The sequence below is a fragment of the Jatrophihabitans lederbergiae genome (genome assembly GCF_031845305.1).
Taxonomy (GTDB): domain Bacteria; phylum Actinomycetota; class Actinomycetes; order Mycobacteriales; family Jatrophihabitantaceae; genus Jatrophihabitans_A; species Jatrophihabitans_A lederbergiae.
In genome coordinates, this window is the sequence record NZ_JAVREH010000007.1 from 91,490 (window position 1) to 116,987 (window position 25,498).

The 25,498-nt window shown below is 70.1% G+C and carries 25 protein-coding genes and 1 pseudogene; 8 read left to right on the top strand and 18 right to left on the bottom strand.

Annotated features, from left to right (window positions below; translation table 11 throughout):
* Positions 1-123: 123 nt before the first annotated feature.
* The 8 genes from dinB to RM423_RS25475 all read right to left on the bottom strand — a co-directional run bounded on the left by dinB (position 124) and on the right by RM423_RS25475 (position 7,310).
* On the bottom strand, positions 124-1,413 hold the full coding sequence (dinB, locus tag RM423_RS07935; protein WP_311422478.1) for a DNA polymerase IV: 1,290 nt from the start codon (positions 1,411-1,413) through the stop codon (positions 124-126).
* 17 nt (positions 1,414-1,430) lie between these two features.
* Complete coding sequence (locus tag RM423_RS07940; RefSeq protein ID WP_311422479.1) at positions 1,431-2,186, bottom strand: methyltransferase domain-containing protein; 756 nt, start codon at positions 2,184-2,186, stop codon at positions 1,431-1,433.
* A 50-nt stretch (positions 2,187-2,236) separates the two neighbouring features.
* On the bottom strand, positions 2,237-2,638 hold the full coding sequence (locus RM423_RS07945) for an SAV_6107 family HEPN domain-containing protein (RefSeq protein WP_311422480.1): 402 nt from the start codon (positions 2,636-2,638) through the stop codon (positions 2,237-2,239).
* A 402-nt stretch (positions 2,639-3,040) separates the two neighbouring features.
* Entirely contained in the window at positions 3,041-4,234 is a 1,194-nt protein-coding gene (gene cobA, locus RM423_RS07950; protein ID WP_311422481.1) for a uroporphyrinogen-III C-methyltransferase, read from the bottom strand.
* 90 nt (positions 4,235-4,324) lie between these two features.
* The gene (locus RM423_RS07955; protein WP_311422482.1) at positions 4,325-5,569 is read right to left on the bottom strand and encodes a sulfate adenylyltransferase subunit 1; all 1,245 of its coding nucleotides are present in this window, start codon (positions 5,567-5,569) and stop codon (positions 4,325-4,327) included.
* Positions 5,569-6,489: a sulfate adenylyltransferase subunit CysD gene (gene cysD, locus RM423_RS07960; RefSeq protein ID WP_311422483.1), complete on the bottom strand. Its 921-nt coding sequence runs from the start codon at positions 6,487-6,489 to the stop codon at positions 5,569-5,571. The genes RM423_RS07955 and cysD overlap by 1 nt, the downstream gene beginning before the upstream one ends.
* Positions 6,486-7,061, bottom strand: a complete 576-nt coding sequence (gene cysC, locus RM423_RS07965) for an adenylyl-sulfate kinase (RefSeq protein WP_396327647.1) — start codon at positions 7,059-7,061, stop codon at positions 6,486-6,488. Before cysC ends, cysD begins: the two co-directional genes overlap by 4 nt.
* A gap of 129 nt (positions 7,062-7,190) precedes the next feature.
* Positions 7,191-7,310: a putative leader peptide gene (locus RM423_RS25475; RefSeq protein ID WP_396327641.1), complete on the bottom strand. Its 120-nt coding sequence runs from the start codon at positions 7,308-7,310 to the stop codon at positions 7,191-7,193.
* Between RM423_RS25475 and RM423_RS25480 the strand changes: the two genes are divergently transcribed.
* The 3 genes from RM423_RS25480 to RM423_RS07980 all read left to right on the top strand — a co-directional run bounded on the left by RM423_RS25480 (position 7,287) and on the right by RM423_RS07980 (position 10,053).
* Positions 7,287-7,448 carry a putative leader peptide gene (locus RM423_RS25480; protein WP_396327642.1) on the top strand — a complete coding sequence of 54 codons (162 nt, stop codon included), beginning with the start codon at positions 7,287-7,289 and terminating at the stop codon, positions 7,446-7,448. The two genes, RM423_RS25475 and RM423_RS25480, sit on opposite strands and share 24 nt — an antisense overlap.
* A gap of 59 nt (positions 7,449-7,507) precedes the next feature.
* Positions 7,508-9,166, top strand: coding sequence for a nitrite/sulfite reductase (locus RM423_RS07975; RefSeq protein ID WP_311422486.1), 1,659 nt, complete (start codon positions 7,508-7,510; stop codon positions 9,164-9,166).
* A gap of 185 nt (positions 9,167-9,351) precedes the next feature.
* Positions 9,352-10,053, top strand: coding sequence for a phosphoadenylyl-sulfate reductase (locus RM423_RS07980; RefSeq protein ID WP_311422487.1), 702 nt, complete (start codon positions 9,352-9,354; stop codon positions 10,051-10,053).
* 1 nt (position 10,054) lies between these two features.
* Here RM423_RS07980 and RM423_RS07985 read toward each other — a convergent pair whose 3' ends face one another.
* Positions 10,055-11,275 carry a hypothetical protein gene (locus RM423_RS07985; RefSeq protein WP_311422488.1) on the bottom strand — a complete coding sequence of 407 codons (1,221 nt, stop codon included), beginning with the start codon at positions 11,273-11,275 and terminating at the stop codon, positions 10,055-10,057.
* A gap of 74 nt (positions 11,276-11,349) precedes the next feature.
* On the opposite strand from RM423_RS07985, the gene RM423_RS07990 reads away from it, so the two are divergent.
* Positions 11,350-11,943, top strand: coding sequence for a GNAT family N-acetyltransferase (locus RM423_RS07990; protein WP_311422489.1), 594 nt, complete (start codon positions 11,350-11,352; stop codon positions 11,941-11,943).
* Here the strand turns inward: RM423_RS07990 and metF are convergent.
* Positions 11,940-12,830, bottom strand: a complete 891-nt coding sequence (metF, locus tag RM423_RS07995) for a methylenetetrahydrofolate reductase [NAD(P)H] (protein ID WP_311422490.1) — start codon at positions 12,828-12,830, stop codon at positions 11,940-11,942. The genes RM423_RS07990 and metF overlap by 4 nt on opposite strands.
* A gap of 48 nt (positions 12,831-12,878) precedes the next feature.
* On the opposite strand from metF, the gene RM423_RS08000 reads away from it, so the two are divergent.
* Together RM423_RS08000 and mptB are read left to right on the top strand one after the other, a co-directional pair.
* Positions 12,879-13,952 (top strand): polyprenyl synthetase family protein, encoded by a 1,074-nt coding sequence (locus RM423_RS08000; RefSeq protein ID WP_311422491.1) that lies wholly within the window; start codon positions 12,879-12,881, stop codon positions 13,950-13,952.
* A gap of 103 nt (positions 13,953-14,055) precedes the next feature.
* The gene (mptB, locus tag RM423_RS08005; RefSeq protein ID WP_311422492.1) at positions 14,056-15,615 is read left to right on the top strand and encodes a polyprenol phosphomannose-dependent alpha 1,6 mannosyltransferase MptB; all 1,560 of its coding nucleotides are present in this window, start codon (positions 14,056-14,058) and stop codon (positions 15,613-15,615) included.
* A gap of 42 nt (positions 15,616-15,657) precedes the next feature.
* On the opposite strand, the gene RM423_RS08010 is transcribed toward mptB, so the two are convergent.
* The 4 genes from RM423_RS08010 to RM423_RS08025 all read right to left on the bottom strand — a co-directional run bounded on the left by RM423_RS08010 (position 15,658) and on the right by RM423_RS08025 (position 17,579).
* Positions 15,658-15,954, bottom strand: a complete 297-nt coding sequence (locus RM423_RS08010; protein WP_311422493.1) for a lycopene cyclase domain-containing protein — start codon at positions 15,952-15,954, stop codon at positions 15,658-15,660.
* Positions 15,951-16,301, bottom strand: a complete 351-nt coding sequence (locus RM423_RS08015) for a lycopene cyclase domain-containing protein (RefSeq protein WP_311422494.1) — start codon at positions 16,299-16,301, stop codon at positions 15,951-15,953. The genes RM423_RS08010 and RM423_RS08015 overlap by 4 nt, the downstream gene beginning before the upstream one ends.
* A 73-nt stretch (positions 16,302-16,374) precedes the next feature.
* Positions 16,375-16,725, bottom strand: coding sequence for an Rv2175c family DNA-binding protein (locus RM423_RS08020; protein ID WP_311422495.1), 351 nt, complete (start codon positions 16,723-16,725; stop codon positions 16,375-16,377).
* A 29-nt stretch (positions 16,726-16,754) separates the two neighbouring features.
* A complete protein-coding gene (locus RM423_RS08025) occupies positions 16,755-17,579 on the bottom strand; it encodes a spermidine synthase (RefSeq protein WP_311422496.1) in 825 nt (274 codons plus the stop codon).
* A 76-nt stretch (positions 17,580-17,655) separates the two neighbouring features.
* Here RM423_RS08025 and pknB point away from each other — a divergent pair, with 76 nt between their 5' ends.
* Positions 17,656-19,734, top strand: coding sequence for a Stk1 family PASTA domain-containing Ser/Thr kinase (gene pknB, locus RM423_RS08030; RefSeq protein ID WP_311422497.1), 2,079 nt, complete (start codon positions 17,656-17,658; stop codon positions 19,732-19,734).
* Between the two features lie 88 nt (positions 19,735-19,822).
* Complete coding sequence (gene aroF, locus RM423_RS08035; protein ID WP_311422498.1) at positions 19,823-20,854, top strand: 3-deoxy-7-phosphoheptulonate synthase; 1,032 nt, start codon at positions 19,823-19,825, stop codon at positions 20,852-20,854.
* Between the two features lie 84 nt (positions 20,855-20,938).
* On the opposite strand, the pseudogene RM423_RS25485 reads toward aroF, so the two are convergent.
* The 4 genes and pseudogenes from RM423_RS25485 to RM423_RS08055 all read right to left on the bottom strand — a co-directional run.
* Positions 20,939-21,838 (bottom strand): annotated as a pseudogene (locus RM423_RS25485) (sterol desaturase family protein); the annotation flags it as partial.
* A gap of 116 nt (positions 21,839-21,954) precedes the next feature.
* Positions 21,955-22,962, bottom strand: coding sequence for a threonine aldolase family protein (locus RM423_RS08045; protein WP_311422500.1), 1,008 nt, complete (start codon positions 22,960-22,962; stop codon positions 21,955-21,957).
* Between the two features lie 29 nt (positions 22,963-22,991).
* Complete coding sequence (locus RM423_RS08050; RefSeq protein WP_311422501.1) at positions 22,992-24,371, bottom strand: class II 3-deoxy-7-phosphoheptulonate synthase; 1,380 nt, start codon at positions 24,369-24,371, stop codon at positions 22,992-22,994.
* Positions 24,372-24,459: 88 nt separating this feature from the next.
* Positions 24,460-25,485 (bottom strand): 6-phosphofructokinase, encoded by a 1,026-nt coding sequence (locus RM423_RS08055; protein WP_311422502.1) that lies wholly within the window; start codon positions 25,483-25,485, stop codon positions 24,460-24,462.
* Positions 25,486-25,498: the final 13 nt, after the last annotated feature.

The following is a 25,498-nucleotide window of genomic DNA, read 5'->3' on the forward strand; positions in this document are numbered from 1 at the left end:
GCCCCACTGGCCATGCGGGCCGAAGAGGGATACACCCTGAGCATACGAGTCGAAATGTGAGTGCGAAAGTTGTCGGCGACGATTGCTACATCGCTGGAGACAATTCGTTACATCTTTCGATAGTCACTGTGCGGGACGCCGGGGCACATGCCGGTTCAATCCGCCCGTCGGGGTGTCTGCGGTCTTGGAACGGAGCAGCGAGGCCGGTCCCACCACCGACTCTCCGAACCTCGCGGCGAGCGCGTCGATGGCATGCTCCGCCGCGCCGGAAGGTCGTCGCGCCGGCCCCGGACCGCTGAGATCGAGTGCCAGCTGTGTCGCTTCACCGGCCGGTCGCAGGTTTTCGGCCTTCACGCCGACCAACCGCACCCGGGGCTGGTCCAGCTTCAAGCCGCGATAGAGCTGCAGGGACTCCGCGTACACCACCGCGGCGGCGTCTGTCGGTTCGGCTAGCGTCCGTACCCGGGTGAGGGTGGTGAAATCCGCGAATCGGATCTTGATGCCCACCGTGCGCGCGACCCGTCCCGCCTGGCGCAGCCGTTCGGCCACCTCGCCGGCACCTCGGAGCAATTCCCGCGCCACGTCATCCTCGGTGAGCAGGTCCGAATTCATCGTACGGTCGGTCGAGATCGACTTCTCTTCTTCGCGTGGGCTGACCACTCGTTCGTCGCGGCCGTTCGCCAGTTCGTACAGGTGGATCGCTGTCGCGTTGCCCACCGCGCGGCGCAGGGTGTCCAGCGGGGTGACCGACAGCTCCCCCACCGTGCGGATCCCCAGCCTGCGCAGCGGCTCCGCGGTGCGCTTGCCGACGCCCCACAAGGCTGTGACCGGCAGCGGGTTCAGGAAGTCCGCCAGGCCGGCAGCGCTGACCACGCGGAGGCCATCCGGCTTGCAACTTCCCGAAGCGAGCTTGGCAACGGACTTGATGGTGGCAACGCCTACCGAACAGGTCAGCTGCTGGTCCTCGGCCACCCGCCGCCTGATCTGCCGGGCGATGTCGGCCGGCCTGCCGAACAGGCCCACAGCCCCGGAGACGTCGAGGAAGGCTTCGTCCAGGGACAGTGGCTCGATCACGGGTGTGAATTCGGCGAAGATCTTCATGATGGCGGTAGAGGTGCTGGTGTAGGCCTTGCGATCGGGTGATATGACCACCAGCCGCGGGCACAGCCGCAGCGCCTGGCCCATCGGCATGGCACTGCGCACCCCGAACACCCGGGCCTCGTACGACGCCGCCGCGACGACGCCCCGGCCCTCGGTCCCACCGACGGCGACCGGCAGGCCGCGCAGTTCCGGGCGGGCTCTGATCTCGACACTGGCGAAGAACGCGTCCATGTCGACGTGCAGGACGTGGCAACCGGTGTCGTCACCGTCGATCTCGCCTGAGGAGCGGGGCAGGTCCGCGCTGCGTCCCATGACGATGCCAGACCTTGCTAGCTCACCGCGGCGGGCGGCAACTGGCCGGTGCCGGCAGGACGGGCGACGATGTGCAGCCGCGAGGCGATGTCGCGATAGGGCGCCAGTCCCGCAGTCGCGGCTTCGAGCTCGGACAGGGCCACCAGCGAGCCGGCCCGTTCGAGCTGCACACCCGGAACGAGCTCGGTGAACACGCCGACGCCCTCGACCGCAGTGATCTCGAGCCCCGCCGCGGCGCACTGGCCGAGCACGGTATTTAGGTCGTAGGCGTTTTCTGACGACCGGTGGAAGGCGGCGAGAGCACCCGTGACGTCTCCCGCCAGGGCGCGCCCGAGCACGGCGGCCACCGGGTTCGCGACCAGGACGCTCACCACCCCGGCGGACCGCAGCACGGCACCGATCTGCTGCAGCGCGAGGCCGGGGTTGGAGGCGCTCTCGAGTACCCCGTGCACCAGCACCACGTCGAATCCGGTCGGCGGCAGCAACTCCGCCATGGATTCGGCCTCTGCCTGTACGGCGGTGACACTGTCGCGCACGCCGGCCTCGGTCGCCCGGCGGAGCATGGTGGACAGCGCGTCGATGCTGACATCGACAACCGTTACCCGGGCTCCGCGAGCCGCCAGGGGGACGGCCAGGCTGCCCGAACCGCCGCCACAGTCGAGCACTCGCGGCGCGGCGTACCCGCGCACCATCGCGCAGACGCTCGCCCAGAGCAGCGGGGACAACCCGCGCGGCACATCGCCGTCGGCCAGGCCTCGTAAGTCGGTTGCCACGAGGTCAAACACTAGCGGTGCTTCGATCGACGGTGCCGTCGGCGAGCCACTCAACTGGCAACACCGAGCGATAGCAGGCCGACCATCCGCTCGACGATGGCGATGAATTCGCCGGCGGCCCGCAGCAGATCGTCGGCCTCGCGGTCAGAGACGACCGTCACGGAGCCCGCCTCGATGACCGCCCGCCGGTTGGCGCTGTCGGCGAAGTAGGCAGACCACTCAGCCAGTTCGGGAGCGACCCCGTCCAGCAGTACCCACGCGCTGGTGGGCCGCCGCCGCGCCGCCGCGGCCGGCCGGGCTCGCAGCGCGAGCACCGCGGCGGCCGCTCGCAGTGCAGCCAGATGCGCTGATCGATACTTTTCGGCAGCGACCGGTTCGAGAACAGCCTGATCCCAGGTGCTCTTCGCCTGGGATATCAGCGCCACCACGCTGCCGGGTACCGGACTGGTCATCGCGTACTCCTCACCTCTGCGACCTCTGCGGGAAACCGCCTCGTCAGCGGGGCCACTGGGCCGTGAGACGAGCGGGGGCCGGTCGGAACGGGCCTCGTCGGCTCGTAATCGAACGGTTGTTCGAACAGTAGCACGTGCGGACGCGCGCCCACGAGACTTCTTCGGCCGTGACTCCGGCCAGCAGCCGGTCAGCTCCAACTGGACCGCGCGCTCGTCGGACGGGAGCCCGCCGGCGTCCGTCCGGGTGGGCTCTGACCGGGTCACATCCCTCATGGACACGACCGTAGGCGCACCCTCTGACAGTAATGCCGCGCTGATCACCCAACCGGGTTGCTGGGCACTGACTCCGGAACCCCGCTGAGCACTCCGGAAGTCCGCTGAGCACTCCGGAACCCCGCTGAGTCAGCCCCAGCCCAGCGCGGCGACCGCGCCGATCACCACGACCGATGGGGCGGACAGGCCGGCCTCGCGCACCGCCGCTGCCAACTCACCGAGCGGAGCACGCACCACCCGCTGGTTCGGCAGGGTCGCCCGGTGGATGGCCGCGGCCGGGGTGTCCGCCGGACGCCCGTGCTCGATCAGCTCCGCGGCGATGCCCGCCAGGGTGTCCATGCCCATCAGCAGCACCAGGGTGGACGGGCCGACCGCCAGCTCCGGCCAGTTCCAGCCGGCTTCGGCGCGCCCCGGGTCGCGGTGCCCCGACACCACGGCGAAGTCGGCGGCCAGGCCGCGGTGGGTCACCGGGATACCGGCCGCCGCCGGCGCGGCGATGGCGGAGGTGATCCCGGGCACCACCTGAACCGGGATACCGGCCGCCACGCAGACAGCCGCCTCTTCACTGCCCCGTCCGAACACGAACGGGTCGCCGCCCTTGAGCCGCACGACGCGCTTGCCGTGCTGTGCCCGGTCCACGATCACGGCGTTGATCTCGTCCTGGGTGAGGTTGTGCCGGTGCGCGGACTTGCCACAGTCGATGATCTCGACGCCCGGGTCCAGCTCGGACAGCAGTGATCGCGGCGCGAGCCGGTCGGTGACGACGACGTCAGCCTCGAACAGCAGCCGGCGGCCGCGCACCGTGATGAGCTCGGGATCACCGGGACCCCCGCCGACCAGGGCGACGCTGCCCGAGGCGGCAGGCCGGACCGGCCTGGCCGACAGCGCGCCGATCTCGAGCGATGAGGCGATCAGGTTGCGCAGCTCGTCCGCCCGCCGCGGGTCGTCCCCGGCGTTCACCGAGATCGTCAGGTCCCCGCTGCTGTGGATGGCGGGAACCCGGGCCGTCCCGGAGGACGCGGTATCGGCACGCACGCAGAAGATCCGGGCCTGGGCGGCTTCCTCGGCCACCGCCGCGTTCACCGCACTGTCGTCGGTCGCGGTGACAGCGAGCCAGGCTTGAGCGAGATCACCGGCGCGGTACGGGCGGGGGTGCACCGACACCGACGTCGCGGCCAGCTCGGCCGTGACGGTCGGAGCGATCACCACTACCCGCGCGCCGGCTTCGGCGAACGTCTTGGCCCGCCGGGTCGCCACCGCGCCGCCCCCGACGATGACGACCTGACGACCCACCAGATCGAGAAGAATAGGAAGACCGCTCACATCAGCAGTCTTCCGTAGCGCGGGAACGCGGCGCCGCCGAGGGGCCGATGCCCGCGACCGCTACTGGTGCCACTCCTGCCGGCAGGGCGGTCAGCTGACCATGCCGGCAGCTACCGTGGCGCCGCTGGACGGGTCGACCAGCAGGAAGGCGCCGGTGGACCGGTTGACCTGGTACGGGTCCACCACGGCGGGCTCGGCCAGTCGGATCCGGACCTTGCCGATGTCGTTGAGCCCGAGCTCGGTGGCAGGCTCGGGCGTCACCGTGGCGATGTCCAACCGCGAGTGCACGCCGTCCACCACCGCTTGGATGTCACGGGTGGTGTGCCTGAGCCGGTAGCGGTCCCCGGCGCGCAGCGGCTTGTCGGTCAGCCAGCACACCGTGGCGGCAAGCTCCCGGGTGGCGACGGGCTGCGGGTCGCCGTCGGCCACGATCAGGTCGCCGCGGGCGATGTCCACGTCGTCGGTGAGGCGGACCGTCACCGAACGTCCTGCTGCGGCCTCGGCGAGCTCGCCGTCCGGGGTGTCGATGCCCTCCACCGAGGACACCCGGCCCGACGGCAGCACGCGGACCTTGTCGCCCTTGCGCAGCACGCCCGCCTCGACCCGCCCGGCGTAGCCGCGGTAGTCGGGGTAGAGCGCCGTCTGCGGGCGGATGACGACCTGCACCGGAAAGCGGGCCGGCAGCTGGCGCCCGACCGCCGGCTCGACCTCTTCCAGGTACTCCAGCAGCGGCGCGCCGCTGAACCACGGCATGTTGACGGACTTGTCGACAATGTTGTCACCGGCGAGAGCCGCCACCGGGATCGGTGTGAAGTGTGCCCGGCCCAGCTGGGATGCCGCGGCCGCGAAGTCGCCCACGATGGCGTCGAACACCGTCTCGGCGTACCCGACCAGGTCCATCTTGTTCACGGCCAGCACGATCTCGGACACCCGCAGCAGCGAGGTCACCGCCAGGTGCCGCTTGGTCTGCTCGACCACACCGCTGCGCGCGTCGACCAGGATGACCGCGACGTCGGCGGTGGAGGCGCCGGTCACCGTGTTCCGGGTGTACTGCACGTGGCCCGGTGTGTCGGCGAGGATGAACGTCCGTCTCGCGGTGGCGAAGTACCGGTACGCGACATCGATCGTGATGCCCTGCTCACGCTCGGCGCGCAGGCCGTCCACCAGCAGCGCCAGATCGGCGCCCTCGTAGCCACGCCGCTCGGAGGCGGTTTCTACCGCGGTCATCTGGTCGGCGAGCACGGCCTTCGCATCGTGCAGCAGCCGTCCGACGAGCGTGGACTTGCCGTCGTCGACCGATCCGGCCGTGACGACGCGCAGCAATTCACCCGGCATCAGAAGTAACCCTGACGTTTGCGATCTTCCATGGCGGCCTCGCTGGCCCGGTCATCCGCCCGGGTCGCGCCGCGCTCAGAAATGGTGCTGGCGGCGGTCTCGGTGATGATCGCGGCGACGTCAGCGGCGGCGGACTCGACCGCTCCGGTGCAGGTCGCGTCCCCCACGGTGCGGTACCGCACCTGCCGGGTCTCGACCGTTTCGCCTTCGCGCGGTGGCGTGAACTCGGTCACGGCAAGCAGCATTCCGTCGCGCTGGACGACGGGCCGCTCGTGTGCGAAGTAGATGCTGGGAACCTCGATGCCCTCACGCTCGATATAGGCCCAGATGTCCAGCTCGGTCCAGTTCGACAGCGGAAACACCCGGACGTGCTCGCCCGTGCGGTGCCTGCCGTTGTACAGATCCCACAGCTCCGGGCGCTGATTGCGCGGGTCCCACTGACCGAAGTCGTCGCGCACCGAGAACACCCGCTCCTTCGCGCGGGCCTTCTCCTCGTCCCGGCGGGCGCCCCCGAGCACGGCGTCGAAGCGGTTCGAGGCGATGCCGTCGAGCAGCGGAATCGTCTGCAACGGATTGCGGATGCCGCCCGGTGACTCGGTCACCCTTCCGTCCTCGATCGCCTCCTGCACGCTGGCGACCACGAGCTTGACGCCCGTCTCGGCGACCTTGCGGTCGCGGTAGTCGATCACCTCGGCGAAGTTGTGCCCGGTGTCGACATGCATCAACGGAAAGGGCAGCCGGGACGGCCAGAACGCCTTCATCGCCAGGTGCAGCATCACGATCGAGTCCTTGCCGCCGGAGAACAGCAACACCGGACGCTCGAACTGCCCGAACACCTCACGGATGATGTGGATGGCCTCGTCCTCGAGGTCGGTCAGCCAGGCCCGTTCCAACGAGTCCACCGACAGCAGCGACGTCATAGCAGATTCTCCTTTCGCAACAACGAGATCAGGTCGTCGGTCACGTCGTCGACCGAGCGGCCGGCGGTGTCGATGCGCAGGTCCGCGTTCGGTGGCGGCTCGTACTCGCCGTCGATGCCGGTCAGGCCGTCCAGCGTGCCCGACCGCTGCCGCGCGTAGAGGCCCTTGACGTCGCGCTCGGCGCAGGTCTGGAGGGGGGTGGCGACGTGGATCTCCAGGAACGGGGTGCCGGCGTCGGCATGGGAGGCACGCACGCCGTCGCGGGCGGCGGCGAACGGCGACACCACGGACGCCAGGACGAGGACGCCGTTGCGAGCCAGCCGCGAGGCCACCCAGCCGATCCGCGCGACGTTGGCGTCGCGATCAGCGCGCGAGTACCCGAGCTCGGGAGACAGCACTGGGCGGACCGCGTCGCCGTCGAGGATCTCGACCGGACGACCGGCGGCGCGCAGCCGCAGCGCGAGTGCCTCCGCCAGCGTGGTCTTACCGGCGCTGGGAAGGCCGGTGAACCACAGCGTCGCACCGTGGCCGGTACCTACCTGGGGAGAGCGGGGCTGAGTCTGAGCCGTCATGGCGTGCGCGTCCTGAGTGTCGGCGGGCGATGCGGACGCGCCCATGCCGCCGTTGATCGGCGGGAGCTCGGCGGGAGCTGCGTCAGCGGGGTGCGTTCGAGGCGGCCGGGAGCAGGCCGGGGAACGCGGTCAGAAGGTCCGACAGGCCGCGCTGACGACGCGCTGCAGATCCACATGCAGGCGTGCGACGAGCGTGACGGCGAACATGATTCGAGTGTGGCACAGATGCCGGTCGCGAACCAACGACATCGATCCCGACCGGCCGTAGCCGCCGACTTCGACGTAGCCGTGATCGTGTGGAACCATGGAAGCGTGCGCCCAGCTCCCCTCCTGCTGACTTCGCGCCGCCACATCGACTTGCAGCGGGTGGCTGGCGCTGGCTGTTGAGCGCCCTTCGCACCACCGCCCGAGCACGATCTGGCACATCTCGAAGGGATCAACCGCGCATGGCAGCGGGTAAAGGACAGGGTCAGTGGGCGCTCGGATACCGCGAGCCACTCAACCCGAACGAGCGCAGCAAGCGCGACAACGACGGCCTGCTCGTCAAGCAGCGGATCATCGACATCTACCAGCACACCGGTTTCGACGGCATCGATCCCGGTGACCTGCGGGGCCGCTTCCGCTGGTTCGGGCTCTACACCCAGCGCGCCCAGGGCATTCCCGGCGGCCGGACGGCCGTTCTGGAGCCCGAAGAACTCGAGGACAAGTTCTTCATGCTGCGGGTACGCATCGACGGTGGCGAGCTGACGTCGGAGCAGCTGCGGGTCCTCGGTGAGATCTCGACCACCTATGGCCGCGACGTCGCCGACATCACCGACCGACAGAACGTCCAGTACCACTGGATCCGGATCGAGGATGTCCCGACCATCTGGGGCAAGCTCGAAGCGGTCGGCCTCGACACCACCGAGGCGTGCGGTGACACCCCACGGGTGATGCTCAGCTGCCCGCTGGAGGGAGTTGCCGCCGACAGCGTCCTCGACGGCGGTCCGGTGCTGCGCGAGACGGCAGCGAAATTCGTGGGTGACCCCGCGTTCTCGAACCTGCCCCGTAAGTTCAAGACGGCCATCTCCGGCTGCTCGCAGCACTGCGTGAACCACGAGATCAACGATGTCTCGTTCGTCGGCGTCACCGGTGCCGACGGCACGGCCGGCTTCGACCTCTGGGTGGGCGGCGGGCTGTCGACCAACCCGATGTTCGCGCAGCGGCTCGGCGCCTTCGTGCGACCGGACGAGGTCGCCGACGTGTGGGCCGGGGTCTGCGGCATCTTCCGCGACTACGGCTACCGCCGCTCGCGCAACCACGCCCGGCTGAAGTTCCTGATCGCCGACTGGGGTCCCGAGAAGTTCCGTGAGGTACTGGAGCGGGAGTACCTCGGCCACGCCCTGCCGGACGGCCCCGCTCCCGAGAAGTCCCCGTCACACCGCGACCACATCGGCATCATCGAACAGCGCGACGGCCAGTACGCGGTCGGTGCCACCACAGCGTCCGGCCGCACCAGCGGCACGGCGCTGAGCCGGGTGGCGAAATTGGCGGAGTCCCTCGGTGGCGGGCGCATCCGCACCACGGCACAGCAGGGCCTGGTGATCCTGGACGTTCCTGCGGAGAATGCCGAAGCGGTCGCGGACGAGCTCGAGACCCTCGGCCTGTCCGCCCGTCCCACGAAGTTCCACCGCGGCACGATCGCCTGCACCGGCATCGAATTCTGCAAGCTCGCGCTGGTCGAGACCAAGGGTCGCGCCGAGATCATCCGCAAGGAGCTGGAGCAGCGGATGCCTGACTTCGACACCCCGATCACCATCAACGTCAACGGCTGCCCGAACTCGTGCGCCCGGTTCCAGACCGCCGACATCGGCTTCAAGGGCATCGTGCAGAAGGTCAAGCAGGACGACGGCTCGTTCGCCGACGCGGAGGCGTTCCAGGTGCACCTCGGTGGCCAACTCGGAGCAGAGGCCGCGTTCGGCCGCAAGTTCCGTGGCCTGAAGGTGACTGCCGCCGAGGCTCCCGACTACGCCGAGCGGATCCTCAACGGCTACCTCGACCGCCGTGCCGAGGGTGAGTCCTTCGCCACTTATGTGACCAGGGCAGACGAGGACTGGCTGCTGTGAGCCGGCGCGTGGAATGACCGAGCGAGCCGCGCCGTTCCATTGTCCGTACTGCGCCGACGAGGATCTTCGCCCCTTCGGTGAAACGCATGGCCAGTGGCGATGTGGCGCCTGTCAAAGGGTGTTCGCCCTCAAGTACGTGGGCATCGCCGCGGACTGGACCACTGAGCCACAGACAGGGAGCACCGATGAGCCTCGGAACTGACCTGACCAGCCTGCAGGCTTTGGCCGAACGTGCCGGCGACGAGCTCGAGGACGCCTCCGCGCTGGAGATTCTCGAGTGGGCGCGGCAGCAGTTCGGAACCGAGTGGTGCGTGACCTCGTCCATGGCCGACGCGGTGTTGCCGCATCTCGCCTCGCGGGCGATGCCGGGCGTCGACGTGGTTTTTCTCGATACCGGCTACCACTTCGCCGAGACGATCGGCATGCGGGACGCGGTCTCGGCCGTGCTTCCGGTGAACGTCCGGACAATGCTGCCGCTGAGGACCGTCGCCCAGCAGGACGCCGAGTTCGGCCCCAAGCTGCATGACCGGGATCCCGGCGCCTGCTGCGCCATGCGCAAGGTCGAGCCGCTGGAGCGGGCGCTGGCTCCGTACCGGGCCTGGGCATCGGGTGTCCGTCGCGCGGACTCCCCCACCCGTGCCGGGGCACGCGTCGTCGAGTGGGACGCCAAGCGCAATATGGTGAAACTCAATCCCATCGCTACCTGGACCGACGAGCAGGTGGACGCCTACATCGCCGAGAACGGCATTCTGGTGAACCCGCTGCTGTCCGATGGCTACGGCTCCATCGGCTGCGGTCCGTGCACCCGCCGGCTGCTTCCTGGCGAGGATGCCAGAGCGGGACGCTGGGCCGGCCTCGACAAGACCGAGTGCGGCCTGCACACCTGAGTCAGTGGCGCTTGGACATCCGACGCATGACCCACCCGGCCAGAGCCGCACCGACGACCGCGCAGCTCGCGAGTGCCCAGCCGAGAGACCTGTCCCCGTTGTGGCCGGCGGATACCGGCCCCGGCTGCGAAGTAGTGGCACCGGGCGTTGGCCGTGCTGCCGCCGAACTGCTGGCAGCCGGTGGCTGCTTCGTCACCGCCGGCAGCTCCGTCACTGCCGGCAGCGCAACGGTGTAGACCGGCGCGCCCGCGCCCTCGGTGTCGATCAGCAAGCCCCGGCCACCGAAGGCGATGCCCTCGCCCAAGGGCTGCTCGGGCAGCGGCATCCGGGTCGGCTTACCTGCCAGAGCCCCCGGCACGTCGGAACCCCGAACTGGCCACAGGTAGGCATCGGTGTAGGTGCGCACGACCAGCCGGCTGCCGTCGGCGGACATCGAGGCCCCCGTCGCCGTGAGCTGACCGACCAGGTTGGGACCGCCCGTCGTCCCGGTGAACTCGAAGTCAATGGATCCCACCCTGCTGAGCGCCTGAGTTGCCGCTCCCGGACCACTTGGTGCGGCAGGCAGTTCGAACACCTCGCTCCGGCCGAACAGCGACTTGGTGACGAGATATACCCGGTGGCTGAGCGGGTCGACGAAGAGCGCCTCGGCATTGTGCGGGCCGTCCGGGTAGCGCAGCCGCCAGACGTCCGGTCGGCCGGTTGCGAGATCGCCGCCCGAGCCACTGGCGCCCGACCCGCTGCCGACTGCTGGCTCGTCCACCCGATACACCGTGATGCTCGTCCTGGACTCGTCGTTGTTCCCGATGTCGCCTAGCCAGACCGACGGCACGCGGCGGGCGTCCGGGCCGGTCGCAAGATCCTCCCAGTCCACGTTGCGGGCATCCGGAACCTGGCAGACCGCCACAGTGCGGCCGGTGCTGGCGTCCACGGCGAAGAACCGGGCGCTGTCACCACTGTCGTTCTGCACGTAGACCACGCCCGGCGACCGGACGCCCACGGCCAGCCCGCTTGCCTCGTCGATGCGCGGATCGGCGAAGCGGAACGCCACCGAGGACGTCGCCGCGGCGGCGAGCGGGTCACCGAGCACGGCCGGACCGGCCAGTACGGCCGCTCCGACCAGCAGTGCTGGCCGACCGATCATCGCGACGACAGCGGAACCAGCAGCACCGCCCTGATCCGCACCCGGCCACCGTACGGCAGCCACTTCGCCCGTGGCTCCCACCCGGTCAGCCTCGCCGCCGCCGCCAAGCGCCCTGGCGTGCACGCCGATCGCCGCTGTCGCCTAATCTGCAAGGCATGGACGACGCGACCGAGCCGGGCCTCCCCGCGCACGCGGTGACAGTTGTCGACGTTGCCCCGAGCCAGGTCCGTGCCCGGCTGGACGAGGCCATGGCGATCTACGTCGCCGCGATGGACTATGCCCCGTCCAGCGGCAGCCAGCGGGGCGTGCACCTGCTGCGGCACGCCTCCCTCGACTCGTTCCGGTGTCGGGCCGCGCTGGACGGCGACGGCACCATGCTGGCGTTCGGCTACGGCTACACCAGCCTGCCGGGACAGTGGTGGCACGACCTGGTCCACCGGGCCATCGGCGGCAACGCCGACGAGTGGTTGCACAACGCCTTCGAGCTCTCTGAGCTGCACGTGCTGCCGAGCGCGCAGGGCCGGGGCCTGGGCGAGCAGGTGCTGCGGTCACTGGCCACCGGACTCAGGCATCAGACGATGGTGCTCTCGACTCCGGAAGGCGAGAACCGGGCGTGGCGGCTCTACTGCCGGCTGGGGTTCGTCGATCTGGCCCGCAAGCACATGTTCCCCGGGGACCACCGGCCGTTCGGCGTCCTCGGCGCGACGCTGCCCTTCGCGCCCGCACCGAGCGCTGGTCCGACCAGCTAGCTGCTCACCAGCGGCTGGGACATCAGGTTGCCCCATACCTCGCGGGTGGCCTTGGAGCGGTTGAGTGTGTAGAAGTGGATGCCCGGCGTCCCCTCGTCCAGCAGCCGCTGCGCGAGCTTGGAGGTCTCTTCGATCCCCAGCTTCCGGACGGCCCTGGGGTCCTCCGCGATGGCCGCGAACCGCGCGCCGAGCGCGGCCGGGAATGCCGCCCCGGTGAACTGCTCGGACCGCTGGATGATCCCCATGTTCGTCACCGGCATCAGGCCGGCGATGATCGGGGCGTCGCAGCCGGCGGCCGCCACCCGATCGCGGAGCCGAAGGTAGGCGTCCGGATCGAAGAACATCTGCGTGATCGCGTAATCGGCGCCACGGCGGCACTTCTCGACGAACCGGGCGGTGTCCTCCTCGATCGACGCCGAGCGTGGGTGCTTGTACGGAAACGCCGCCACACCGACCGTGAAGTCACCGTGCGAGCGGATCAACTCGACCAGGTCCCCGGCATAGTGCAAGCCCTGGGCGTGCGCCGTCCACTCCCCCATCGGGTCGCCGGGCGGGTCACCCCGCAGCGCGAGGACGTTGGAGATGCCGGCGTCGGCTAGCCGGCCGATGATCGAGCGGAGTTCGCCGATCGAGTGCCCCACCGCCGTCAGGTGCGCCACCGGCAGCAGGGTGGTGTCGCTGGCGATGTGCTCGGTGATCTCGATGGTGTGGTCGCGGGTGGCACCGCCCGCTCCGTACGTCACCGAGACGAAGTCGGGGCGCAGTGACTCGAGCTCGCGGATGGTCGTCCAGAGCAGCCGGTCGTCCTCAGGCGTCTTGGGTGGGAAGAACTCGAACGAGAAAGTGGTCTTGCCCGCTGCGAAGCAGTCCCTCACGGTGCGCGCCATGGCGTAAGCGTAATGTCCGCGTTCGTGGAAGCGCGTCTGGACCCCTCAGTGCGTTCCGCCCTTCTGATCGAGTCCGTCGAACGCGAGCTGTCCCGGTTCCTGGACCGGCACCGCGCCGTGCTGACCGGCGTGCACTCCGACCTGGCGATGCTTGCCGACGCCGCGCGGCAGGCGGTTCTGAGCGGTGGCAAGCGGCTACGGCCCACCTTCGCGTACTGGGGCTGGCGCAGCGTCCAGCCAGACGGGGCGCTCGGCGAGGAGCAGCTGATCCGCGCCGCCGCCGGCCTGGAGCTGCTACAGGCCTGCGCCCTGGTCCACGATGACGTGCTGGATTCCTCCGACACCCGGCGCGGCCAGCCCGCAGCCCACGTCCGCTTCGCCGGCCAGCACCGGGACCACGGCTGGCCCGGGCCTGCGGAGGGCTTCGGTGACGCGGCCGCGATCCTGTTGGGCGACCTGCTGCTGTCGTGGTCGGAAGAGATGTTCCGGGACGCGATCGCGGGTCTGGGCGCCGACCGCGCCGGCGCCGCCGGCAACCACTTCGACCTGATGCGAACCGAAGTGGTCGCGGGCCAGTTCCTGGACGTGCTGGCACAGAGTCGAGGAGCCTTCGACCCGGACGAGGCGCTGCGCGTCATCGCCTTCAAGACGAGCAAGTACACCGTCGAGCGTCCACTGCTGATCGGGGCGACCGCTGCCGGCGGCGCCGAGCGGCTGCTGGGTTCGCTGTCGAGCTACGGCCAGGCCCTGGGCGAGGCATTCCAGCTGCGCGACGATCTGCTCGGGGTATTCGGGGATCCGGACCTGACCGGAAAGCCGGCCGGTGACGATCTGCGGGAGGGAAAACGAACGCTGCTGGTGGCGCTTGCCGCCGAGCTGGCCGACCCCGCGCAGCTGCGGGTGGTCGATGCCGGGGTGGGCGATCCCGAGCTGACCGCGGACGGCGTGCGGCGGCTGCGCGAGGTCCTGGTCGACACCGGGGCACGCGATCGGGTGGAGCGCCGGATCGCCGACCGGGCGGCCGCCGCCGCTACCGCGATCGACAGCGAAACCCTGGTGCTTCCCGACGCGGCTCGCGCACTGCTCGGACTGGCGCAGGCCGCCGCACACCGGTCTTTCTAGCGGTCTTTCCGGCGGCTCTCCGCCGGTCTTTCCGGCGGTGTTCCGCAGGAGCGCTCGCGCGTCAACCGGTTATCCTGTCGCACCCGTCTGCCACGATGGAGCAATGACCGCCGGACTGCAGCACAACGCGAGACAGGCGCCGCAGGCGCACGCGTCGCTGCGGTGGCTGGCCCGGTCGGTCGACGGCTGGGACGTCCGGCGGATCAGCCACGCCGGCCTGCTCGGCACCGTGCTGATCGCGCTCGGCAGCTTCGGAGCCGGCGCGCTGCCCGCCAACGACCCGACCCGGCACCTGCCCGTCATCGGCCTGCTGCGTGCGGGCCTGCCCGGGCTGCACGCCGCGCTGGCGCTGTACTACGTCGGCCTGGTGGTGCTGGTGACCGCCTGGCTGGTGCTCGGCCGGCTGTTGCTGACCGGCTCCACCCACGGCGACACCGAGATCGGCGCCGAGGTGGTCGCCCCGTCGCTGCTGCGCAGGATGCTGATCACCTGGATGGTTCCGCTGCTGTTCGGGATGCCGCTGGCCAGTTCGGACCTCTACAGCTACGCGGCCCAGGCACAACTGGCGCGGCACGGCCTCGATCCGTACACCACCACGCCCGCCGACCTGCCCACCGTGGACCTGGGCAAGTTCCTGGACAACGTCGCCTGGAAGTGGGTCGACACTCCCTCGCCGTACGGCCCGCTCTGGGTGGCCATCTCCAAGTGGGTGGCCACGCTCACCGGCGACCACGCCCTGATCAGCGTCCTGCTGCTGCGCCTGCTGCCCTTCGGCGCAGTCGTTCTCACCGCCCGGCTGCTGCCCACCCTTGCCCGGCACTGCGGAAAGCGGGCTGACCTGGCTCTGTGGCTCGCGGTCGCCAACCCGCTGACACTGGTGCACGCGGTCGGCGGCGGACACAACGACGCCGTGATGGTGGCGCTGATCGTGTGCGGCCTGGTGGTGGTCACCCGTCCGGGCGCGAACTGGCGCCATCTGGTGGCCGGCGTCGCCCTGATGACGCTGTCCGCCGCGGTCAAGTCACCGGGCCTCGTCGCGGTGGCCTTCGTGGTACCGGTCTACCTGACCGGCCGCGCCGGTCTGCGCCCTCGTGACTGGGTCCGGCACTGCGCCGCCACGGTGGCGGTCGGCGTTCCGGTCTTCGCACTGGTCTCCCTGATCGCCGGGGTGGGGCTGGGCTGGACGAAACAGGTCAGCTCCGGCGCTCCGGTGATCAACTTCATGTCGATTCCCACCATCCTGGCGGTGGGCTACCGCGCGTCGATCGGGGCTGCGCACGCCGGCACGATGGTGGACGCGACCGTCCGGCACTTCCGCGATGCCGGCTCGGTGGTCAGCGGCGTGCTGCTGATCGCGCTCTGGTTCCGGGCCCGCCGCGGGGCGGCCATTCCGCTGCTGGCGCTGGCGCTGGTCAGCGTCGTGGTGCTGGGTCCGGCCGTCCAGCCGTGGTACTTCACCTGGGCGCTCACCATCGGGGCCGTGTTCCTGGTGGCACCCAAGCACGTGGCCTGGATCGCGATCGCCTCCATCTCGTTGACCCTGCTGACCCGTCCGATGGGCTCGAGCCTCGAGGCCGCTGCCTACCTGCCGGCGGTACTCGCGGCCGCGCTTGCCGCCCGCGCGCTGCTGGGGCCGGTGGTGCAGCGCGCACCCCAGCGCTAGTTGGATCGGCGCCCCAGCGCTAGTCGGATCGGCGCCCCAGCGCTAGTTGGATCGGCGCCCCAGCGCTACCCAGCATGAGAGGGTCAGCAGGATCAGGGCGAAGCCGAAACCCAGGTCCTCGATGGGTGCGTACGCCAGCCGGACCCCGATGATCGTCGACGGCTCGTACCGCACGATGCGCAGCCCGGTCAGCACCCCGTTGACCAGCAGCTGAAAGCAGAACAGGATCACGTACGCCGCCCAGAACGCCCGCCGCCGAAGCAGCCTGGTCCGCAGCACCAGCTCGTCGCAGACCACCGCCGCGGCCACTGCCACGAGCACCAGTTCGGTGTAGGTCATGGACGATCTGGTGGCGCGGACGGCTCGTCGCCGATCAGCCAGTTCGGGCGGCAGCGGCGGACCGCCTCGAGCGTGAGGACCGCGCAGACCGGTACGACGACGAAGAACAGCAGCTCCTCCAACGGCAATCCACCCAGTCGCACGCCTGCCAGGTAGCTCCAGTCGAAGCTCCACTGGTGGCGGCCCACCGCGTACACGTCCCAGGCCGCGCCGAGCAGGAAGCCAGGGACGAGGGCCAGCACCAGCCGCCGCCAGCGTGTGTACACCCGCGTCCTGAGCACCAGCTCCAGCGGAGCGGTGCCGAGCAGGCAGCCGGCCAGTACCGCGAGATAGGTCAGGTGCCGCACGGGCTCAGGGCCGCTTCGCTCGGGGCGCGCTTCGTCCGGGCCGCGTAACCGAGCGTCAACGGTTCGGCCGGCGTCAGAACGCGGCGGCCTGGGCGCGGCGCTTCACTTCGGTGCCACGGTTCTCGGCGAGCGCCTGCGCCGGCGTACCAGGCAGGGTGTCGTCGGCGCGCAGCAGCCAATCCACCACCTCAGCGTCGTTGTAGCCGCCGTCGCGGAGCAGGGTGATCACACCGGGCAGCCCCTTCAGCACCGTGCCGCCGGCCACGAAGATGCGCGGCAGCTTGCGGCGTCCCTTGTCGTCCAGCGTGACGACGAGCTGGCCGTCCTTGATGAGCTGGTGAACCCTGGTGATCGGGACGGCGAGCAGCTCCGCCGACTCGGGCAACGAAATCAGGTCGAGAACGGGTTCGGTGGTGTCAGGCATGACATCCAGCCTGCCATGCCCGAACTCGGTCACCTGATCCGCCAGCCATCCCGGGCAGGCTCCGGCGATTGCGCGGAGTCAGCGTCCGTCCACGGCTGGCCGGTGCCGAACTGCGCGGCCAGCTGGACGCCGTCGCGCACGCCGGCCGGAAACGGCTGCCGGGCTATCTGGCGGCGCAGCTCGTCGACGTCGAAGGGCTTGGCCGACGCTGCGAGCACGACATTGCCGAACCGGCGGCCCCTGAGGACGTCGGACGCCCCGACGAGCAGCACCTCGCCGAAGACGGCCCGCAGCCCGGCGATCACGCGCCGGATGTAGGCCAGCCCCGGATCGTCCACGAGGTTCGCCAGCAGCACCCCGTCGCCCTTGAGCACCCGGGACACCTCGGCGAAGAACTCAGAAGTGGTGAGCGCCGCCGGAACCCGCCCGTCGGCGTAGGCGTCCAGGATCACCAGGTCGGCACTGGCCTCGCCGAGCTGGGCGATCCCGGTGCGCCCGTCCACCGGTCGGACCCGGATACGGTGGTTACGCGGCAGCGGCAGCCGCTCGCGGACCAGCACGGTCAGCTCCTCGTCCGGCTCCAGCACGATCTGTGGAGAGCCGGGCCGGCTCACCTGCAGGTAGCGCGGCATGGTCAGGCCCCCGCCGCCGATGTGGGTCACCGCCAGCGGGCCGTCGGGCAGGGTGGTGAGCACGCTCGCGAAGTACTGGACGTACTCGAAGTCGAGGTAGCTGGGGTCGTTGATGTCGACATAGGACTGCCGGACGTCGTCCATCACCAGCATGGTTCCGCCGGGATGCTCGTCGTCGGCGATGAACTCGATCCGCGGGCGGGAGTTCGAAGCGCCGAGCATGAGCCAACCCTACTGGCGCTCCGGTGCGCGGTGCGCCGGACAACGCGGGCTACCGGAGCGACCTAGAATCGGCGGCGTGCAAACGGCCGCTGGAGATCGGATCGTCGGCCGTGTTCTAGAAGGTCGCTACCGGGTGCTGGAGCGTCTTGCCCGCGGTGGCATGTCGACCGTCTACAGCGCGGTGGATGAGCGCCTTGACCGCCCGGTGGCGGTCAAGGTCATGTCGGCCGCGCTGTCCACCGACCCCGCCTTCGCCGACCGCTTCGCCCGCGAGGCCCGGGTCGCGGCCCGGCTGTCACATCTCAATGCCGTGGCCGTGTACGACCAGGGCGCCGACGCCGGGCACGTCTTCCTGGTCATGGAACTGGTCCGCGGCCGGACGCTGCGGGACCTGCTCCGCGAGCGGGGCGTGCTGACCCCCGCCGAGGCGGTGTCCATCCTCGAGCCGGTGCTCGGCGCCCTGGCCGCGGCGCACCGGGCCGGCCTGGTGCACCGCGACGTCAAGCCGGAGAACATCCTGCTGTCCGACGACGGGGTCGTGAAGGTCGCGGACTTCGGCCTCGCCCGTGCCATCGAGGCCGATGCCAGCAGTACCCGCACCGGCCTCATGATGGGCACCGTCGCGTACTGCCCCCCGGAGCAGATCGCACGCGGGTCCGCCGACGCGCGCTCGGACGTGTACGCCGCGGGCGTCGTGCTGTTCGAGCTGCTCACCGGCTCCGCCCCGTACGTCGGCGACAGCGCGATGGCGGTCGCGTACCAGCATGTGAACTCCGACGTGCCGCCGCCGTCCAGCCGTCGCCCGGGCATACCGCGCCAGCTCGACGAGGTGGTGCTGCGGGCGACCAGCCGTGAACCGTCCGGCCGGCCGCTGGATGCCGGCGCGTTCCTGGCCGAGCTGCACGACGCCCGGATCGACCTCGGGCTGCCGGTCGTGGCAGTGCCGCCGAGCCCCCGGTCGGGTGCCAGCGCCGCGGAGACCCAGCAGATCCGGCGCGTTACCGGCCGGCCGGGTCCGAACGCCACCACCGCGCCCACCTATTCGCCCGGCGGTGCGGAGGAGTTCCAGCACACCGCCGTCCAGGACGTCGATGCCCCACCACCCGGCTGGCAGCCACCGCGCTCGCCGAACCGGCAACCGGGGCTGCAGCCGTCGGCCCAGCAGTACGGTGGTCAGCAGGCAGCGCCCCAGCAGTTCGCCGGTCAACAGCACGGCCAGCCGGTCACGCCATCGCGCCCGGCCAGCCGCCGCCGCAAGGCCCGCCGGCGGGCGACCATCCTCGTCGTGCTGATCCTGGTGCTCGGCCTGCTGACCGGCTACGGCGCCTGGTACCTCGCCGTCGGGCGCTACCACCAGGTGCCGCACGTGGACGGGCAGAGCAAGGCCATCGCCACCGCCCAGCTGCAGACCGCTGGGTTCGCGGTGAGCCCGGACATCGGGCTGGAGTTCTCCGAGACCGCGCCGGCCGGCACCGTCCTCGGGACCCATCCGGACGCGGGCGCGCACCTGCTCGGCGGCAAGAGCGTGGAGCTGGTGCTGTCCAAGGGCGCCGAGCGGTTCCTGGTGCCCGACGTCACGGGCAAGCCGTTCGACCAGGCCGAGCAGGCGTTCAGCGGCATACCGGTGCGGCTCAAGCGCAGCAACACCTCCGACGGCACCGGCAAGGTGGCCTCTGGCCGGGTACTGCGCACCGCCCCCTCCACTGCGGCGAAGGTGAGACGGGATTCCGTCGTCACCGTGTACGTCTCCACCGGCCCGCCCGTACTCACCGTTCCCGATGTCGCGGGCCGGGGCCAGGGCGATGCCAGCGCGACGCTGTCGGAGGCGGGCTTCAAGGTCGAGGTGACCCAGGACTTCTCCACCTCGGTGCCGCAGGGCTCGGTGATCCGGCAGAACCCGGCCGGCGACGGCTCAGCTCCGAAGTTCAGCGTGGTGACGCTCGTCGTCTCGAAGGGGCCGCCGGTCGTTGCCATTCCGAAGATCCACATCGGTGAGTCGGTGGACGAGGCGACGTCGGCGCTCGAAGCCGCCGGTCTGAAGGTGGCGACCAAGAAGCTGGCGGACGCGGTGATCTTCCACGAGGTCTGGTCGGTGTCCCCCAGGTCGGGCAACGAGGTGCCGCTCGGCTCGACGGTCACGCTCACCATCTTCTGAGCGCCCGGCCGGCGGGCTGGACGACCTACCGAGCAACCGCTGCCCAGCGCCCAGCTGCCCCGCAATCCCACATCTATAGGCTGATGCCATGGTGATCGTGATGACCCCGTCCGCGACCGAGTCCGACATCGACGCCGTGGTGGCGCATGTGAACACCCACGAGGGCCAGGCCTTCGTCAGCCGGGGCGTCACTAGGACGATCATCGGGGTGGTCGGTTCCGAGGCCGTGCTGGAGTCGATCGACGCGTCCGGGCTGCCCGGCGTGGCCGATACGAAGCGGATCACCGCGCCGTACAAGCTGGTATCGGCGGACAACCACACCAAGCGCACCACCATTCGGGTCGGCGGCGTGCCGATCGGACCGGACACCTTCACGCTGATCGCCGGTCCGTGCGCTGTCGAGACGCCGGAGCAGACTCTGGAATCGGCCCAACTGGCCAAGCGCGCCGGTGCCACGCTGCTGCGGGGCGGGGCCTACAAGCCGCGCAGCTCGCCGTACGCCTTTCAGGGTCTGGCCCTGGATGGCCTCCGCATCCTGGCCGAAGTACGCGAGGTCACCGGATTGCCGGTGGTCACCGAGGTACTCGACGTCAAGGACATCGACGACGTCGCCGAGTACGCCGACATGCTGCAGATCGGCACCCGCAATATGCAGAACTTCGGCCTGCTCCAGGCCGTCGGCAGCATCGGCAAGCCGGTGATGATCAAGCGCGGATTGTCGGCGACCTACGAGGAATGGCTGATGGCGGCGGAGTACGTGGCCCAGCGCGGCAACCTCGACATCGTGCTGTGCGAGCGGGGTATCCGCAGCTACGAGCCGTCCATCCGCAACATGTTCGACGTGTCCGCGGTGCCGATGATGCAGCGCATGTCGCACCTGCCGATCATCGTCGACCCGTCCCATGCCGCCGGGCGCCGCGATCTCGTGGTGCCGCTGGCCCGGGCCGGGATAGCGGCGGGTGCCGACGGGGTCATGGTCGACGTGCACCCGCACCCGGAGGTTGCCCTGGTCGACGGTGCCCAGGCGTTGACGGGCGAGTCGCTGGACGAGCTGGCGAAGGTGGTGGCCACCCTGCCGGCGCTGCTGGGCCGGACGTCCGCCGCGCACCGAGCCGGCTGAACTCGATAAGCCGGGACGTTCAGCTCCGCGCACGGGCGTCAGCTCGGCGAGGCCGGGCTGCGCCGGATCGAGCGCCGCCAGTCGTGGCTGCCAGCCGGGTGGGCCGAAGACGTGCCCGAGCTTCGCCCGCACGCCCGGGGCGCGGCGCACGTCCCGGCCGATGTTCACGAACTCCCCGAACGCGACCTTGAACGGGTTGGCGGTGTCGATGTTCTTGGTCAGCCCGTACGTCGGCCGGTGCGTCTCGGGCACGAAGCTGCCGAACAGCCGGTCCCAGATGATCAGGATGCCGGCGTAGTTGACGTCGAGGTAGTCGGCGTCACTACCGTGGTGCACCCGGTGGTGCGACGGGGTGTTGAACACCGCCTCGAACCAGCCCGGCATCGTCGCGATCTTCTCGGTGTGCAGGAAGAACTGGTACGTCAGGCTCCACGCCATCGCGGTGAAGATGACCCAGGGCGGAATCCCGATCAGCGCCAGCGGCATCCAGAACGGCAGCGTCAGCATCGGTGTCCACTTCTGCCGCAGCGCCGTGGAGAAGTTGTAGTGCGTCGACGAGTGGTGCACGATGTGGCCCGCCCAGAAGAACCGGATCCGGTGCGAGGCGCGGTGAAAGCCGTAATAGGCCAGGTCATCGGCGAAGAACACGATTCCCCAGGTCCACCAGGCGTGCGGGCTCAGCCGCAGCGGCGTCAGCTCGTACAGCGCGGCGTAGACCACCAGTACGACCAGCCGCCAGAACAGGTTGACCACCGAGTAGCCGACGCCCATCAGCAGGCTGGTCCGAGTGTCGGCCGTGCTGTAACCGCGCACCGCGTCGGTCTGCTCACCGAGGCTGAACTGGTCGTGGTGCAGGACGTGGATCGCGATGATCTCGAGCGCAAGGAACACCACGAAAACCGGGACGGCGAACAGCACGGGATCGTGGATCTCGGTGAGTGATATGGCGACCCTTCTCTTACCGCTCGGTAAGCTCGCGATCATCAACCACGCCATGTCCCAGGTGTTCACCGACACCGATGACGCGGCCGCGGCGTCCCACGCGCTGATCGGCGCGGGTGAGGCCTTGCTGCGGTGGTGGGTGCAACACCCAGCGGGCCTCAGCCGCGAACGAGCGGCCGCAGGATCTCGATCGCCCGGTCGATGCCGTCGTCGTCCACGTCGAGGTGGGTGACCATCCGCAGGAACGTCGGGCCGAGCGCTGACACCAGCAAGCCCTGCTCGGCCGCCGCCACGGCGATCGCGCGGGCGTTGTCGACCGTGACGACCACGATGTTCGTCGGCGTCCGGGACGGGTCCAGCCCCAACGCCGCTGCCAGCCGCTGGGCGCGGTCATGGTCCTCGGCGAGCCGCTTGAGGTTGTTCTGCAGGGCGAAGCTGCCCGCCGCGGCCAGAATGCCGACCTGGCGCATGCCACCGCCGTAGCGCTTGCGCCACATCCGGGCCGCCGCGATCCGCTCGGCCGAGGAGACCAGCACCGAGCCGACCGGCGCGCCGAGCCCCTTGGACAGGCACACCGACACCGTGTCGAAGCCTGCCGCCAGCTCGTTCAGCGCCACACCGGAGGCGACGGAGGCGTTCCACAGCCGGGCGCCGTCCAGGTGCAGGCCGATGCCGTGCTCGCGGGCCAGCTGCTGCACCGCGCGCACCGCCTCGAGCGGCTGAACCGTTCCGCCACCGAAGTTGTGGGTGTTCTCGATGGCGATGGCCGTGGTGGACACCAGGTGCGGCCCGGCGTTGGGGGTGATGATCGCCTCGACGTCGGCCGGGTCGAGCAGGCCGGCCGGGGCGTCCCACGTCCGGGTGGTGATGCCCGAGAACACCGCCGCCGCACCCAGCTCGGCCCGTACGACGTGCGCGGCCCGGTCACAGACCAGCTCCTCGCCCGGCTTCACCAGCAGCCGCAGGCCCAGCTGGTTCGCCATCGAACCGGACGGGGTGAACAGCCCCGCCTCGTAGCCGAGCAGCTCGGCCACCTCGCGCTCGAGGGCGTTGACGGTGGGGTCGTCGCCGTAGACGTCGTCACCGACCTCGGCCTCGGCCATCGCGGTCCGCATCGCCTGAGACGGCCGGGTGACGGTGTCGCTGCGAAGGTCAAGAACGCTCATGCTGGGAATCCGTTTCTCGAGGGAGAGGGCTACCGCGGGTCGGCCTGCTCGCGGCGGCGACGGTCGGCCACCAGCCGCTCGGCCACCCGGAACGCCAGTTCCAGTGATTGCTCGATGTTCAGCCTGGGGTCACAGGCCGTCTCGTAACGCCGGCCGAGGTCGGCGGCCGTCAGGTCGGCGGTGCCGCCGATACACTCGGTGACGTCCTCACCGGTGAGCTCGACGTGCAGGCCGCCCGGGTGCGTGCCCAGCTCCGCGTGCACGTCGAAGAAGCCGTCCACCTCGTCGATGATTCGGTCCAGGTGCCGGGTCTTCACCCCGTCGGAGGTCTCTTGGGTGTTGCCGTGCATCGGGTCGCACTGCCACACGACCAGGTGGCCGGTCGAGCGCACCTTCTCGACGATCGCCGGCAGGGCGTCGCGCACCCGGAAGTTACTCATCCGGCTGATCAGCGTGAGCCGGCCGGGAATGCCGTCCGGGTCCAGCCGCTCGACGAGTTCCGCGGCGAACTCCGGCGTGGTGGTCGGCCCGAGCTTCACACCGATGGGGTTGGCGATCCGGGACACGAAGTCCAGATGCGCGCCGTCCATCTGCCGGGTTCGCTCGCCGACCCATACGAAGTGGCCGGACAGGTCATAAGCCCGGTCGTTCTCCAACCGGGTGAGGCCCCGCTCGTACTCCAGGATCAGTGCCTCGTGGCTGACGTAGAGCTCGACGCCCTCCAGGACGGTGTCGTTGACGCCGCAGGCGCGCATGAACCGTACGGCGCGGTCGATCTCGGCGGCGAGCTGCTCGTAGCGCGCACCTGTCTCGGTGCTGCGGGCGAACGCGGTGTTCCAGGCGTGCACCTTCTCCAGCGACGCCAGACCTCCCCCGGCGTAGGCACGCAGTAGGTTCAGCGTCGACGCGGCCGTGGAGTAGGCCTTCAGGATCCGGCGCGGGTCGGGCGTCCGGGCGGCGGCGTCACCGTGGAGCTCGTTGACCATGTCACCGCGGTAGGACGGCAGGCCGAAGGCGTCCAGCTCGGTCGAGCGGGGCTTGGCGTACTGGCCCGCCATCCGGCCGACCTTCACCACCGGCATCGACGCGCCGTAGGTCAGGACGACGGCCATCTGCAGCAGCACCCGAACCTTGCCGGCAATGTCGGCCTGCGTCGAGGTCAGAAAGGTCTCGGCACAGTCACCGCCCTGCAGCAGGAACGCCTCTCCTCTGGCCACCTGCGCCAGCCGCGCCGTCAACGCGTCGACCTCGGTGGCCACGACCAGCGGCGGCAGCTGCGCCAGCGTCGAGGCGACCTCGCGCAACACCTGAGGGTCCGGCCAGTTCGGCTGCTGCGCCGCCGTCAACGTCCGCCAAGCGTCCAGGTTCAGGTCGGCCGAATCAGAAGGACTGTCAAGCGTCGCGGTCACGGGGCCGATCCTACCGGCGCCCCGGCGTCGGCCGAACGCCCGCACGGGCGGTGGCGCGTGCGGTGAGCACCGCCACCGCCCGCGACGATCAGCCGAAGAAGACCTCCGCCTCGCTGTAGAACTCCGGCGGGACGGTCTTGAGCACCGTGGTCGCATCCGCCAGCGGCACCGTGACGATGTCGGTACTGCGCAGCGCCACCATCTTGCCGAAGTCGCCGGCGTTCACCGCGTCGATGGCGTGCAGGCCGAACCGGGTCGCCAGCACCCGGTCGAAGGCGGTCGGCGTGCCGCCGCGCTGGATGTGCCCGAGCACCGTGGTTCGCGCCTCCTTGCCGGTGCGGTGCTCGATCTCTGATGCCAGCCAGTCACCGATGCCGCCGAGCCGGGCGTGCCCGAAGGCGTCCACGCCCTTGTCGAGGGTCGACATCTCGCCCTCCAGCGGCATGGCGCCCTCTGCGATGACGATGATCGGGGCGTAGTGGGACTCGAATCGGCTTTCTACGTAAGCACAAACCCGCTCGATCGAGAAGCGCTGCTCAGGGATCAGGATCACGTTGGCACCGCCGGCAAGCCCGGCATGCAGCGCGATCCAGCCCGCGTGCCGTCCCATCACCTCGACGATCAGCGCGCGGTGGTGGGACTCGGCAGTGGTGTGCAGCCGGTCGATGGCCTCCATCGCGATGTTGACCGCGGTGTCGAAGCCGAACGTGTAGTCCGTGGCGTTGAGGTCGTTGTCGATGGTCTTCGGCACGCCCACCACGTTGACGCCGAGCTCGTGCAGCTTCGTCGCCACGCCCAGGGTGTCCTCGCCGCCGATGGCGACGAGGGCGTCCACGCCGAGGGAGTGCAGGTTCTCGCGGATGCGGTCGACGCCGCCGTCGATCTTGAACGGGTTGGTGCGCGAGGATCCCAGGATGGTTCCGCCACGGGGCAGGATGCCGCGTACTTCGGCGATGCCGAGCTCCTGGGTCATCCCCTCCAGGGGTCCCTTCCAGCCGTCGCGGAAGCCGACGAACTCGTAGCCGTAGACGCCGACCCCCTTACGCACGACAGCCCGGATGACCGCATTGAGGCCCGGGCAGTCCCCGCCGCCGGTCAGTACACCGATACGCATGAACGCAGTCCTT